We start from the raw sequence: 13,614 nt of genomic DNA, 5'->3' as shown, positions 1-13,614 counted from the left end.
ATTTTTCCACGTTATATGAATTGTTTTCACTGAAGCTTTTTGTCAGATACTTACCTTTCATGCTTTCTTGCGCAAGATTGTCAGAATTTCATCTGTTTTTTCCTGCATAAGAGCGACGTCCCCACGAGACTCCACATTCAATCGGACGACGGGCTCAGTATTAGAACTCCGCAGGTTAAAACGCCAGTTATCGAACTCAAGACTGATGCCATCCGTAGTATCAAAGACCGATGCCTGCGCCTGATAACTCGCCAATACGCGCTCAATCGCCGCTTTAGGATCGTCGAGGTGGCTGTTGATTTCCCCAGAAGCCGGATAGGTTGCCATACGTTGTTCGACCATCTGACTCAACGACTGGTTTTTAATACTCAACAGTTCCGCTACCAGTAACCATGGGATCATGCCGCTATCGCAGTATGAGAATTCACGGAAATAATGGTGAGCACTCATTTCACCGCCATACACGGCATCTTCTAAACGCATACGCTCTTTAATGAATGCATGACCAGTTTTGGACATCACCGGTACCCCACCCGCCTGGACAACTACGTCGATGGTGTTCCAGCTTAGGCGGGGATCGTGAATGATTTTCGCACCCGCTTCCTTCTCAAGGAACGCTGCAGCCAGTAAACCTACAATATAGTACCCTTCGATAAAACCGCCATCTGCATCGAACAAGAAACAGCGGTCGAAATCGCCATCAAACGCGATCCCCATATCTGCCTGGTGTTTGCGCACTGCCTGAGCAGTGTCTTCACGGCACTCCGGCAGCAGTGGGTTAGGGATCCCATTAGGGAAATTGCCATCCGGTTGGTGATGTACCTTGATAAACTCCACAGGAACATCAAGCTGTTTAAAACGTGCTTCAATCGCGTCAATGACATGACCTGCAGCGCCGTTTCCTGAGTTGATCACCAACTTGAGCGGTTTCAGCTTAGCGGGATCGATGTAGCCCAGCAGATGATCCACATACTCTTTTTCAACAGAAATCTGCTTATAACCGCCACGCTGCGCCTCAACTACTGGCGCGAATTCGTTAGCCTCAGCCAAGCGCTGTATATCCCGCAGACCGGTATCACCACTGATTGGCTTGGCCTGGCTACGGACCAGTTTCATCCCGTTATAATCCATCGGGTTGTGGCTCGCCGTCACTTCGATACCACCATCGATACCCAAATGGAAAGTGGCGAAATAAATTTCTTCAGTGCCACTCAACCCGATATCCAGTACATCAACTCCCGCATCACGCAAACCATCGGCCAACGCCAACTTAAGCTCTTCACTGGTCAGCCGAACATCGCCACCAACCACAACGCTTTTCGGTTTCAAGAATTCGCCATACGCACGCCCGATGCGATAGGCAATATCGTTGTTCAGTTCTTCGCCAAGGCGGCCACGAATATCATAAGCTTTAAAGCAAGTTAATGTTTTAGACATTGGTAAAATCCTTAACCGAAATAAAATATGATAGCGCTGCGGAAGACCCGCAGCGAAAAATAATTAATTGTGCTGTTCTGCATTGACGATACGTACGATGTCATCTTCACCTAAATACGCACCGGACTGAATTTCAATCAAATCCAAAGGTATTTTCCCTGGATTCTCCAGAGAATGCTCAACACCCAATGGAATATAAATGGACTCATTTTCACTGATCAGCTGCATCTTGCCGTTGGTATTGACTTTTGCAGTCCCCGACACCACGACCCAGTGCTCTGAACGGTGATGATGCATCTGCAAAGATAGCTTCTCGCCTGGCTTAACGGTTATACGACGCACCTGGAAGCGATCGCCTTGTGCAATCGCATCGTGTTTGCCCCATGGACGATAAACTTCACGGTGCTGCTTGCTTTCGGAACGCTGTTGTTTTTTGAGCTGGTTAACGATTTCCTTGACGTCCTGCACTTTATCTTTATTAGCGATCAGCACGGCATCTTTAGTTTCAACCACGACCAGATTATCTACGCCGACAGTTGCCACCAGTTTGTGCTCAGCGCGGATGTAGTTATTTGAACAGTCGTGCTCCAACACGTCACCAAAGGTCGAGTTGCCTTTGATATCCTTCTCGCTAATTTCCCACAGCGCCGACCATGAGCCGACATCATTCCAGCCTGCGTCCAGTGGAACAACAACTGCATCTGCAGTCTGCTCCATGACCGCATAGTCAACAGACTCATCCGGGCAGGCCACAAAGGATTCGCGATCTACGCGAATAAAGTCTAAATCTGGTGAAAGGTGCGCCAATGATTTTTGACAAGCGTCCAGAATATCCGGGCGGAAACGACCCAACTCTTCCAAATAACGACTGGCTTTAAACAGGAACATACCGCTATTCCACAGATACTGCCCGCTGTTCAGGTATTCCCGGGCAGTTTCGAGGTTAGGCTTTTCAACAAAACGAGATACGCCACAGATAGTAGAACCATCCACGCTGGTACCTTTTTGAATATAGCCATATCCGGTTTCCGGCCCCGTAGGCACGATACCGAAAGTCGCCAGCTTACCGGCTTCCGCGTAGGGGATTGCCTGATTAACTGCATCCCGGAAGGTTGCTTCGTCCTGAATAACATGGTCTGCGGCCAAAACAAGCAATAACGGATCATCACCATTGGCGGTAGCTTGCAACGCAGCCAATGCAATAGCGGGCGCTGTATTACGGCCAACCGGTTCCAGGATGATATTATGCGAAAGGCGAGTGATCTGACGCAGTTGCTCCGCCACGATGAAGCGATGTTCTTCATTGCAGATCACCAAAGGATCGATAATATCCAGCCCTTTCAACCGCATAACGGTAGTCTGTAACATCGAGAATTCGTTACATAAGGCTAAAAATTGCTTAGGAAACAGTTCACGTGACATTGGCCATAAACGGCTCCCTGTTCCCCCGGCCATAATTACTGGATAAAGATTACTCATTTTCGAATTCCTACAGTTTAATAAGTGATCGACTTGGCCGACTGAAAATCAGCCAATTTCTGATTAACATAATTCGACAACTCGTCACGGAAACGCTCCGCTGAGAACTTGTTCGCATGCAGACGGCAATCTGCGGCAATAATCCTGTCCTGAATCGTCTCAAAGTAATTCACCGCCTGAATTATTGAGGCAGTATTTTGTTCATCAAAGAAGATGCCCGTTGGGTTATCAACACCGTATGGTCGGACTGTCTCCAATGACCCGCCCTTTCCGAAGGCAATGATCGGCGTTCCGCAGGCTTGCGCTTCAACCACAGTAATACCGAAATCTTCTTCTGCAGCAAAAACGAAGGCTTTGGCACGCTTCATATAATCTTGCAAAACGTCATTAGGCTGGAAACCCAGAATTTCTACGTTCTTACCGGCCTTACTTTTTATTTTTGCCATTTCAGAACCGTCGCCAATAACAACCAGTTTCTTGTCTGGCATGGCAGAAAAAGCTTCTACAATAAGGTTAATTCGCTTATAGGGGACCATTCGTGACGCAGTAAAATAGAAGTCTTCTTTATTTTCCTCGACAGTGAAACGGTTAACGTCCACTGGAGGATAAATGACATCAGCGTCTCTGCCATAAACTTTTTTGATACGACGGGCAATAAAATGCGAATTGGCAATAAAATGGTCAACGCCATTTGCCGTGCGATAATCCCACATTCTTATTTTATGCAGTAACCATTTCGCCAGCTTGCCCTTCAGACCCTTATCAAGCCCGGCCTCCCGCAGATACTGGTGCTGTAGATCCCAGGCATAGCGGATCGGCGAATGCACATAGCTGATATGCAACTGATCGGGACCGGTCAGAACCCCTTTAGCTACTGCGTGACTGCTCGACAGAATCAGATCGTGTTTGGAAACATCCAGTTGCTCGATCGCCAACGGCATAAGCGGCAGATATTTTTGATAACCGGTCTTGGCCTTGGGCAAGTTTTGAACAAAGGTTGTCTCGGCATGCTTGCCAGCAAACTGGGCGCGCGACTCATCACTTAAAAAATCGACAACTGAATAAAGATCGGCATCAGGATATAGATCAATAAACTCTTTTATCACTCGTTCAGCGCCGGCATAACTTACCAACCAGTCAGCAACAACGCCAACGCTCAAATTTCCATTTGGCATTATATCCCCCAAAATGATAAATAAATCTGAAATTTCATAAATCTTTTCAGTTCATTATTGTAACTACAAATAGAATATATTTAACCACCGAAAGAGTGGGATATATCCAATAAATAATTAGAGAATTCACTGATGGGTGTTAATCAGCTCATTAATCTTGTTTGCTGATATAGCCCAGGAAAATCTTTTTATATTGTTAAATCCGCTCTGGATAAGCTGTTGACGAAGGGAATCATCACTCGTTATTCGGCTAATACAGGCCGTGATATCATTCGTATTGTCTGGTGAAAAATACAATGCGCTATCACCAAGCACTTCAGGTAGAGAGGCACTGTTCGATGAAATCACCGGGCAACCACAGGCCTGCGCCTCTAGCGGCGGAATACCAAAACCTTCGTAGAATGAAGGAAAAACAAACGCCAGGGCATTAGAATATAGCTCAATCAGCTGTTCATCGCTGACGCGTCCGGTAAACTCGACATTTTCTGTTGTCGCTAAAGACGGCGTAACGTTGTTGAAGTTGGCGTTAGCGGCACCAATGATCTTGAGCCTTACCTTACCCCGGTTTTCCCACTGATTGAATGCAGTAATCAACCCATGGAAATTCTTATGGTAATTGGGGGAGGAAACCGCCAGCAGATAGGGATCGCGTGCCAACGTCTCGTTCTTTTTAGGGCAGAAAATACTGCCTGCTGCATTATAGATAACATGAATATCATCCAACGGATAACCGTATGTTTCATGTAACTCTTTTTTGGAGAATTCACTCACCGTTAGCAACATCTTGCTATTACGCAACATTAGCGGCACAAAGACGTTATAGAGCAGACGGAACTTCCAGGAATAGCTCTGGGGATAACGTTTATAGGTGACATCGTGGTGAGTGACGATCTTGTTCCGATAAAAAATAGGGGCCGTATTGCCGAGGTTCAACAACAGCGGTTTTCCCTGCGTAGCAAGATAGGCCGGCAAATCCTTCTGTTCCCACCGATGTCCAGTGGATGAGCCGATAATCTTGACATTCAATAATTCGGCAACGTCATGGTGTTTGATATTCTTTGGGGAAAGAAAAACAACGTCATTGCGCAGGGCATTTAGCGCCAGGCAAATTTGCTGTGCAAAACGCTGCACGCCCGTGACATCCTGGGTCAGAAAACGTGCGTTAACATAAATCATAGTCAGGCTATCCCCTTGAAGTTCGACTAGCGGTATCTCGGTTTTATTTTATTTAAAACGTGACTCCTGGTAGGTTCCCTCTCAGAGGTCGTTTTCAACGACAAGATCAGGATAGTCAGGATGATTGGGAAAAGATAACCCGGGTAGTTTGTTAATGGATTGTTGTAAACAAAGTTCATTAACAGCGATATCATCCAGTAAAGATAAACTCCGACATACCCTCCTCTGATCACTTTCTGATAAAGGATACCAAGAATAATGGTGGCGACAATCACCAGGAAAATAATCCCCACATTCCCATAATTTGACAGCATGTAAATATACATACTATCCAGAGGAATACTGTTGCTATTGTCATCACCAACGACGGCATTACCGTTAACAGCATAACCTGCGCCAATATATGAGGAGTATTCTGGTGCAGCCTTCACACTATCAATCCCCATGGTTCGGAAAAGAATACTGTTTTCCGCAATGGCGTTTTCTTTAGGGAACAAGGCCTGATAAACATCATAGTTCGTAGTTGTGACATAGAAAAACATTCCCAACACAAATGTCGCCAGCGTGACAATATTCAGGCTAAACCGCAGCGAGAAGAGGCGTCTGGACATCAGGAACATAATATACAGCAGTGCCATAATAATGGCGGTTTTCGACGTTGAGCACACGATGCCCAGCGTAATAAGGAAAATGAATTTCTTTCTATTTTTGAGACTGACAAAAGGAGAAAGCACCAGCGCGAAGAAGAGGTATTCACTAAGGCTGAATGGCCCGGTCTGTAGCCCAAAAGCACGGAACTGCCCCTGGATAGTACGTAACACCAAGCCATATTCTTTACCAAACTGAGTAAGCTGCGGACCTGGGTCGTAACCTATCACTGCATACAGCGCACCGGCCAGAGTTGACTCTGCAATGGCAAATAATGCATTTATAACGGCAAAGATAATATAAAACTTTACCAATTTCATCAGTATATCAAGCCGCTCTTCACGAGATAGCAGCATCAATACGGCACCACAGAAAAACGATGCGAAGGTTAACAATTCGAGACGGAATTGCACCAATGAGCGAAAGAAGTTAAAGCGACCATGAATCATGGTGAGTAAAATGTAGATCAGAGAAAAACCTATCATCGCGAAGAAAAGCACAATGACGCTCTGAAATTGAGGTGTAACCTTTGGATTCCGCGATATCAGCAGAATCAATATGAACACAGGTATAACCACTGCGAAAAAATCTTTATACAATAAAAGCAACCGCGTTGACATATAAGCAGTTACGGTGATAATTCCGCTGATCGAAACCAACGTTAAATAACTTAACAATAAAAATATCACCAGCGACTTTATAGATACTTTCATTATTATCCTCTATACACACTTTCGTAACTGCTGGCTATTTTCTCAATTTCAAAAAACGAACGTCGCAGCGAATTTTTATTTTCTTTAACAGCACTAATCACACCAGCGATAGAGAAATCCGTCAGTTCAAAGATATTATCGTAGTAAGTTGCGATTTCGGTCACTCCACCGCTGAAAGTGGTATAGACAACTTTACCAGAGATGGCAGATTCTGCAACCGCACGACCAAAGGGCTCGTTCCAACGCGTTGGCAGTACAACCGCATCGACCTGTGCCATAAACTCCTCAATTTTGATAAAACCGAGCAACTTGACTCCAGACTTTTCCGCCAACGCCTTCATCTGTTCGCCAGAGGCATCATTATTAAAGCGGCCTGCGGCATAAAACTCCACGTCAGGATCCTGAAGGCCCTGCTTCGCCAGCGAACAGAATTCATCAAACCCCTTATCCTCGGTCAAGCGGCCAACAAAGCCTATTCTCACCTTCTCGCTTGGGATCGGAACAAAGTCTACAGCCGCTACCGGGTTGTAGATATAGGTATGCTGCGCGTTACGGGCAAAACCATTTTCCTGGTGCAGTGTCGAAATGTACTTGCTGATGCCGACAAAAGCATCAACGCTTTGGCTGGCTTTTTTCTTAAAATAGGAAGTCATGGCCACAGTCCGACCTTTTACATCCATATTTTTCCCATGCTGGAACAAAGTCCCATTAGGATGGAACAGGTAATAGTCGCGGGTAGTATGGACTACGCGGGCACCCAACTTTTTCGCCGCACGCCATATCGCAACAGAAAAACCACTCAGGTTGTTGGTATGCACTACATCAGGGGAAAAAGTACGCAATTCATTGCGCACCATACGCGTCATGAACGGATTGTAAGAATCCAGCAGGTGCCAAGCCGCTTTCTGCAGTTTGCCGGCAGCCTGCTTCTGGAACGGCCAGTACAGATTCTTCAGCGGGAAGTAAACGATACCTACACCGTTAAGTGAATCATGTTTAATTTTATCGCCTTCATGAAGACAAAATACACGCACCTGGTGCCCGGCGCTCTGCAGGCTTTCAGCCAGCATCTGTACGGACACCTCTGCGCCACCAATCTTGTAGGGAGCATAAAGTGTATTTATTAAAACAATCTTCATTTATTGACCACCACCGAATAATTTATAAAATCAAAATTTATCTTTAATCAGAGTGATATCAGCACTCTCATAGTTCTCATAATTTTTATAAATCGCATCAACAAAATTAACCCATTCCGACGACAGCACCTTTTCGTCGAGTACGTAAGCGGTTATTTTTATTTTTTCATCATAGATCTTGATCAGATTGTCATATAATGACGAGTAGAAACCAGCAATTGAGGTTACGTTTTCGCCCGCAACGATCGGGTAAACTTCAAACGGAAAATCCAGACGCCGTACCTCTACATGCTGCCTGATTGCATCAATTTTCTCTTCACGCTCACGGCGGTGTGGAATATAGACCAATTCGACGCCTTCCTGACTCTGCTTGAGATCGTCGATCATTTTCAGCGTCAGTTCGATATCGTCAACAGAGGTCACTCCGGCTTCGTAAAGAGGTGTACCTATGATGAAGACTTTATTTCCACCCTGAGGCAGATTTGCCAATTTCACTTTAAAATTCTGATAATTATGTTTAATTATCGTATCTCTAAGAGCGATGTTTTTCTCAATGTCGTACACCGAGAAGAAGGTTATTTTCTCTCGCTCATTGTTAGCCATACCCAAAGACTTAAGGAAAATCGACTTCGCAATGCCTTTTGCAGTGAGGTTGTTACTGCGCTTGATCCTGAGCGTGGCAGTACCGTCATCCAACAAAACAATATTTCGTTTTGGGAACTTGTGAGCCAGCATCCAAAAAACTCTCGCACGATATTCACCAGCAATAAGGGTGACATGTTCTTTCACACTGACGTCTGAATTAACGCCCTTTAATTCTTTTCTGATATCCAGCACATTCCCCAAATGGCCTTCAACGTCGATTGTTTTCAACGTCTTATGCCTAATCATGCTCAACAGATAAACGATCTGTCCATGATTTAATGATGAATTGGCTGAGCGTTTGTTCACGATCAGCAAATCCAGGGTAATGTTCTTCGCATCAAGATATTCGATAAGGTTAAAAGCCTGCAGTGGCGATTCAATGTACGCAATGTGCTTACTCATATTTCTGATATCCGATTTTGGTAACTGATGCGAATTTCACATATCACTCAGTGGAACTTGCCTTCCGCTTTGAGCTGCAAATAATGATCAACATCGCGCTGCGAAAACGCCTTAGCTGGATGGCCCCCGGCGATCGCATAAGGTTCAATATCTTTAACCACTACGCTGCCGGCCTGAATAATAGCCCCCTCACCGATGGTTACACCAGGTAGGATAATCACATTTATACCCAACCAGACATTGTCTCCGATATGAGTATCTTTAATCACGTAGGTGTGGTCATAAGGGATAGCAGTGCCATTATGATTATGATTTTCAGTGATTAATACACAACCAAAACCACAGTGAAAGTTATCGCCAATGAGGACACTACCCTTACCTACTACCGTCAGGCCATTAGAATTGAAGTTATTGCCCAACGTTGTTTTATTATTAACAATGGTCAAAAAGTTAACTTTGGGATCTCGGCCACACTTCGCCGCAGTCCTGATAACTTTGGAACGATAGCGCTGTTTGCTTAGACCTCTCAACCATCGTTTAAAACTTGCTATCATCTTTCCCTCTCAATGCTGATCTGTCGTTTACCATAAATGAAGGTCGCTACACAGGCAAAAAGACTGGATATCGCATAGACAAAACAGAAATACTCAACCTTTATTGCCGTCATGGTGATGACAAAGATACCGATTAAATGCGTAACCATCGAACCCATTGTAATAATCGAAATCATTTTATTTTTACGGTAATAGAACAGTGAGTGCGTAAAAATATAATAAATAGAAAGGAATGCGGTTCCCGGCAACAAAATATTGAAATAATAAATAGCTTGGTTGAACTCGGACTTAAAGAGATAAGGGAAAACAAATGGCATGATAAAGAAATAAATCATACAGGACACAATCACTAAGCCTGTATAGCCATATTGAATAAGTTCAACACCGCGGAAATCTTTTTCTTTCAGCTTTCGGTATATGAAAGGCTGGAATGCCTGGTTAATTACCCCAAAGAACAACATCACAATAGAGGTAAGCTGAAATGCCAGACCATAGACCCCTACTACTGCGGTACTCATATAATGAGCAATAAAGAACCGATCTATCGATGATTTTATCCAGTAACTGCCGTGATGCGGCAGCAGGGATACACCATAATTGATAATTTCTTTATAGCGTTGGCGTACAGGCTGAAGTGCCGTGCGTTTACCTTTGATTTTCTTGTAAACGAAGAACTCATAGGCTAACTGAATGCTGAAAAACGAAGCCGCTATCGCTATCAACCGCTGCCCCGGCGTAGCTGCGATCAGCTCGAAAAGCGCGATCGTAAACAGGACGTTAAATGCAGAAAGCAAGAACTGTCCAATCGCAGCGACCTTATAGGTCTGGCTGATACGTAAATGCGACAGATTGATAAAGTTAAGGGCTTGCGCCAGAGACGCCAGAACTACCAAAAAACCATCACTGAAACTTACGGATATATTTGCGACTAGCGTAACAACATAAAATATTGCTACCAATAACACACTCGACGCCAAGGCCAACGTGATGTTATCTCTGCGGAACACCAGGGAACTCCCTTCCCCCTCTTGCATATACTTGACCGGCAACAGACCCTGACCACTAAACGAAATGAAAATGATCAGCATCTGAATAACGGAGAGATACAGAGTTAGCGCGCCGTATCCCGACGCGCCAAGGTGTGCTGTTAAATAAGGCAGTATGATGAAGCCTATGACCTTGCCGAGAATATCCCCTATCGACAAGGCCGCAGCGCCCATAATGACTTTACTCATTTACAGATACTTTTCCAGGAAGTTAAGTGCGTGCCAGAATCCCTCTCCCTGATTTTTGTGCCCTTGCCAGACTTCTGGAATAAACATCGCGCCTGGAGCATAGCGCACCAGATCATCGGCAAGTTCATCAAAGTTCACATCGCCTTTACCAATCTGAACCCCTTCACCGTCCACACCCAATGCATCAACAATATGCATATGTGCAGTATAAGCCCCTACTTTTTGGGTGAACTCATGGAGATCCCATTGATAGTAGTTACAGGCCATCATCGAGTGAGATGTGTCGTAACAGATGCGATAGTTATATTTTTCGCAGAATGCCTTGATCTCATCCGGGTCGACAAACAGGTTGTGGTAGCTCTGCCCGCCAAAGTGCCATGGGAATGGAGGCATGGTTTGGATAATAATTTCCACCCCTTCCTGATTAATCTGGCCCAATGCAACACCGATGCGCTCGTACATTGCCTGACGAGATTCTTTTGGCAGGAAGCCCGTAGTATTGAATCCACCGGCGTTAACAACGATAACCGGACGTTCAGTTTTCGGGAAATACTGCTTAAGTGCGCGGGTCACATCGCAAACACGCTGCAACTGCTTGATAGAATGCTCTAGGTAAACCGGGTCGTCGGTCGCCAGATCCAAAATATGGTCGTTGGCAAACAGCTCAGGGCTGTGTACGGCAAAACCAATGTCTTCTGGGCCGGAGAAGAATTCCGTCAGATCCAGTTCCATATCCTGGTAGCTCAAGTGGAACTCAACGAAATCCAGGTTGGATTTGTTTTTCAGCTTGCTGTAATCGTGGTAACGAACAGGAATACCAAAAGGACGATCAAAATCATAGTCCTTGGCTTCAATCGCTACATCGTTCAGATCTGACTCATAGAAGTAACCGCCTTTCTCATGGTCACGGTTGGCTTTTTTGCCGACCAGTTGCTCCATATACAGAGGCTGTAATCCCTGGCCCGGGCTTTTCACTTCAACCATATCGCGAGTGATGATTTCACCCTTTTTCAAATCGCGGTTGATGATCAGACTTTTCGCCAGCGTTTCGCGGTTGATCATTTCACCCTGAGTGATGGCGCGTTCGCCCGCCTGGCCCATGGATTCTTCAACTTCACGAATACGTACAACCATCTCTTTAAATTCAGGTGGTAGCAGTGAGACCTTATGGTCATTGCCTTCCATCGATTTATCAATGGTGAAATGCTTTTCGATCACGCGCGCACCGAGTGCGGCTACTGCGATTGGCACAGAGATCCCACGCTCATGACCTGAATAACCGACCAGGCAACCTGTCACTTGCTGCAATCGTTTAATATAAGCCAGGTTCACATCTTTGAATGGCGTCGGATAAGTTGAGTTGCAATGCAAAATAACAAACTCGGCACCTTTGGATTTCAGGAACTCGACCGAACTTTTGATTTCCGCTTCACTACACATACCAGTGGAGCAAATCAACGGTTTGCCGGTGGCAGCTAATGCACCGAGCATTTCATGGTTGGTGAAGTCAGCAGAAGCGACTTTATAGCCTTCCATGCCGTATTCTTCCAAAACCTCAAGGCTTTTGAGATCCCATGGTGTACACAGCGGGGTCAGGCCCTTGGTTTTGCAGTAATCGAACACCTCGATCAGATCTTCATTGGAAAGCTGGAATTTCCTCAGCAAGTCAATGGTATATTGTGCGCCCAGGTCGGCAGACTTATCTTTATCGTTTCCGCCTTTATACAGTGAACTGAGATCGCGCATTTGGAATTTAACGCAATCCGCGCCGGCATCAACGGCCAGATCGACCAGGTGCTTAGCCAGTTTGATATCACCGTTATGGTTGTTACCAATTTCCGCAATGATGTAGCTCGGAGATGTCTCGGTGATGGTGTGCTTACCAATCGTCAGACCTTTCTCACTCTGCAGCGCAACAGCTACCAGCCGACGATAGTCATCCACCAGTGGCAAAACGTCTACGCCGTTGGTGAACAGCGCGTCGATTTCGGTACGCGGCGCATCAACTTTTTTATAGCGGACGTTTTGGTTCATCACTTCAGACATTTCGCGACTCAGATCGAAATCACCATTGGTGATCCAACGACGGAAGTCACCATCTGAGAAGGAACCGCATAACTTGCCGTCTTCAGTAACAACGAAGATAATGCGTTTTTTGTTTGAGTTGATTTTTTCCAATGCTTTAATGATTGTTTCTGTTTCAAACACCAAAAAATCGGATATTTTTTTCTGGATTAACATTAATTATCTCCCATTCCAATTCTGCAAAATCACTTCAACAACCGCCCAATCGAGCATGGTATCAATTTCAAAGCTTTCTTCTTCTGACATCTTATGCGCGACGACTTTGCCGCCAAGACGATTACCGGTACTCAGAAGGATTTCGCTTTTCGTGACATAAATTGAACCATTCTCTTTCAGCTTGATATTTTCCGGCTTTATATCCTGACGCCGTGGACGATTTAAATAGTCATAATAAGCCTTGGGATTATCTTCATTCTCCCAGAGAAAATGCCAAAACTCGCAAACACTAAGCAAAGAGTCGGCCTTCTTATCGATAATTTTCTTGATTGCTACATCTATAGCATCATCTTTACGAACTGGCGAAGTTGCCTGCAATAATACGGTAAACTCCGGCTTATAGTTCTCATGCTCCGCCAGCCATTCCAGCGTATGCAACAATGCGGGTTCGGTAGCTGCAGTATCAACGGCCAGATGCGCAGGGCGCATAAAAGGAACTTCGGCGCCGTATTCTCTGGCTACGGCAGCAATATCTTCGCAGTCAGTTGTAACGATAACACGATCAATTTGTGATGAATTCAGTGCCTGTTCAATACTCCAGGCAATTAATGGCTTACCTGCAATTTCTTTAATGTTTTTCTTCGGGATCCCTTTCGATCCACCCCTTGCAGGAATAATTGCAAGATTACTCATGTGATATCTCCGAAATTGGAATCTATAAATTTTTGAACAGATCAAGAGGTTCCTTAATAATAAGGAACCTCTATTTT

11 protein-coding genes are annotated in these 13,614 nt (G+C 45.1%); all 11 read right to left on the bottom strand.

The features are described from left to right. Window positions 1-57: 57 nt before the first annotated feature. Window positions 58-1,437: a phosphomannomutase CpsG gene (gene cpsG / locus ACTJJ1_RS01555; protein ID WP_004942405.1), complete on the bottom strand. Its 1,380-nt coding sequence runs from the start codon at window positions 1,435-1,437 to the stop codon at window positions 58-60. Between the two features lie 63 nt (window positions 1,438-1,500). Further along, window positions 1,501-2,916, bottom strand: a complete 1,416-nt coding sequence (locus ACTJJ1_RS01550; protein WP_004942403.1) for a mannose-1-phosphate guanylyltransferase/mannose-6-phosphate isomerase — start codon at window positions 2,914-2,916, stop codon at window positions 1,501-1,503. 17 nt (window positions 2,917-2,933) lie between these two features. Beyond that, the gene (locus ACTJJ1_RS01545) at window positions 2,934-4,091 is read right to left on the bottom strand and encodes a glycosyltransferase family 4 protein (protein ID WP_020453758.1); all 1,158 of its coding nucleotides are present in this window, start codon (window positions 4,089-4,091) and stop codon (window positions 2,934-2,936) included. Window positions 4,092-4,217: 126 nt separating this feature from the next. Further along, window positions 4,218-5,267, bottom strand: coding sequence for a glycosyltransferase family 4 protein (locus tag ACTJJ1_RS01540; RefSeq protein WP_004942400.1), 1,050 nt, complete (start codon window positions 5,265-5,267; stop codon window positions 4,218-4,220). 26 nt (window positions 5,268-5,293) lie between these two features. After that, the gene (locus tag ACTJJ1_RS01535; RefSeq protein WP_004942399.1) at window positions 5,294-6,628 is read right to left on the bottom strand and encodes a hypothetical protein; all 1,335 of its coding nucleotides are present in this window, start codon (window positions 6,626-6,628) and stop codon (window positions 5,294-5,296) included. A 2-nt stretch (window positions 6,629-6,630) separates the two neighbouring features. Beyond that, complete coding sequence (locus ACTJJ1_RS01530) at window positions 6,631-7,767, bottom strand: glycosyltransferase family 4 protein (RefSeq protein ID WP_004942398.1); 1,137 nt, start codon at window positions 7,765-7,767, stop codon at window positions 6,631-6,633. Between the two features lie 30 nt (window positions 7,768-7,797). Next, complete coding sequence (locus ACTJJ1_RS01525) at window positions 7,798-8,814, bottom strand: polysialyltransferase family glycosyltransferase (RefSeq protein WP_004942397.1); 1,017 nt, start codon at window positions 8,812-8,814, stop codon at window positions 7,798-7,800. 47 nt (window positions 8,815-8,861) lie between these two features. Then, a complete protein-coding gene (locus ACTJJ1_RS01520; protein WP_041416845.1) occupies window positions 8,862-9,368 on the bottom strand; it encodes an acyltransferase in 507 nt (168 codons plus the stop codon). After that, on the bottom strand, window positions 9,365-10,603 hold the full coding sequence (locus ACTJJ1_RS01515; RefSeq protein WP_440832104.1) for a lipopolysaccharide biosynthesis protein: 1,239 nt from the start codon (window positions 10,601-10,603) through the stop codon (window positions 9,365-9,367). The genes ACTJJ1_RS01520 and ACTJJ1_RS01515 overlap by 4 nt, the downstream gene beginning before the upstream one ends. After that, on the bottom strand, window positions 10,604-12,844 hold the full coding sequence (locus ACTJJ1_RS01510) for an N-acetylneuraminate synthase family protein (RefSeq protein ID WP_440832102.1): 2,241 nt from the start codon (window positions 12,842-12,844) through the stop codon (window positions 10,604-10,606). Window positions 12,845-12,847: 3 nt separating this feature from the next. Beyond that, on the bottom strand, window positions 12,848-13,537 hold the full coding sequence (locus ACTJJ1_RS01505) for an acylneuraminate cytidylyltransferase family protein (protein ID WP_004942394.1): 690 nt from the start codon (window positions 13,535-13,537) through the stop codon (window positions 12,848-12,850). Window positions 13,538-13,614 lie beyond the last annotated feature (77 nt).

The sequence above is a fragment of the Serratia sp. 22264 genome, assembly GCF_052045345.1.
GTDB classification, from domain to species: Bacteria; Pseudomonadota; Gammaproteobacteria; order Enterobacterales; family Enterobacteriaceae; genus Serratia; species Serratia plymuthica.
This window is presented reverse-complemented; position numbering and strand designations above follow the sequence as displayed.

What these genes read in the sequence shown, in the direction of transcription:
- ACTJJ1_RS01535 (WP_004942399.1), bottom strand. Translation starts at nt 6,628, where the DNA reads ATGAAAGTATCTATAAAGTCGCTGGTGATATTTTTATTGTTAAGTTAT.
- cpsG (WP_004942405.1), bottom strand. Translation starts at nt 1,437, where the DNA reads ATGTCTAAAACATTAACTTGCTTTAAAGCTTATGATATTCGTGGCCGC.
- ACTJJ1_RS01520 (WP_041416845.1), bottom strand. Translation starts at nt 9,368, where the DNA reads ATGATAGCAAGTTTTAAACGATGGTTGAGAGGTCTAAGCAAACAGCGC.
- ACTJJ1_RS01530 (WP_004942398.1), bottom strand. Translation starts at nt 7,767, where the DNA reads ATGAAGATTGTTTTAATAAATACACTTTATGCTCCCTACAAGATTGGT.
- ACTJJ1_RS01550 (WP_004942403.1), bottom strand. Translation starts at nt 2,916, where the DNA reads ATGAGTAATCTTTATCCAGTAATTATGGCCGGGGGAACAGGGAGCCGT.
- ACTJJ1_RS01510 (WP_440832102.1), bottom strand. Translation starts at nt 12,844, where the DNA reads ATGTTAATCCAGAAAAAAATATCCGATTTTTTGGTGTTTGAAACAGAA.
- ACTJJ1_RS01540 (WP_004942400.1), bottom strand. Translation starts at nt 5,267, where the DNA reads ATGATTTATGTTAACGCACGTTTTCTGACCCAGGATGTCACGGGCGTG.
- ACTJJ1_RS01545 (WP_020453758.1), bottom strand. Translation starts at nt 4,091, where the DNA reads ATGCCAAATGGAAATTTGAGCGTTGGCGTTGTTGCTGACTGGTTGGTA.
- ACTJJ1_RS01525 (WP_004942397.1), bottom strand. Translation starts at nt 8,814, where the DNA reads ATGAGTAAGCACATTGCGTACATTGAATCGCCACTGCAGGCTTTTAAC.
- ACTJJ1_RS01505 (WP_004942394.1), bottom strand. Translation starts at nt 13,537, where the DNA reads ATGAGTAATCTTGCAATTATTCCTGCAAGGGGTGGATCGAAAGGGATC.
- ACTJJ1_RS01515 (WP_440832104.1), bottom strand. Translation starts at nt 10,603, where the DNA reads ATGAGTAAAGTCATTATGGGCGCTGCGGCCTTGTCGATAGGGGATATT.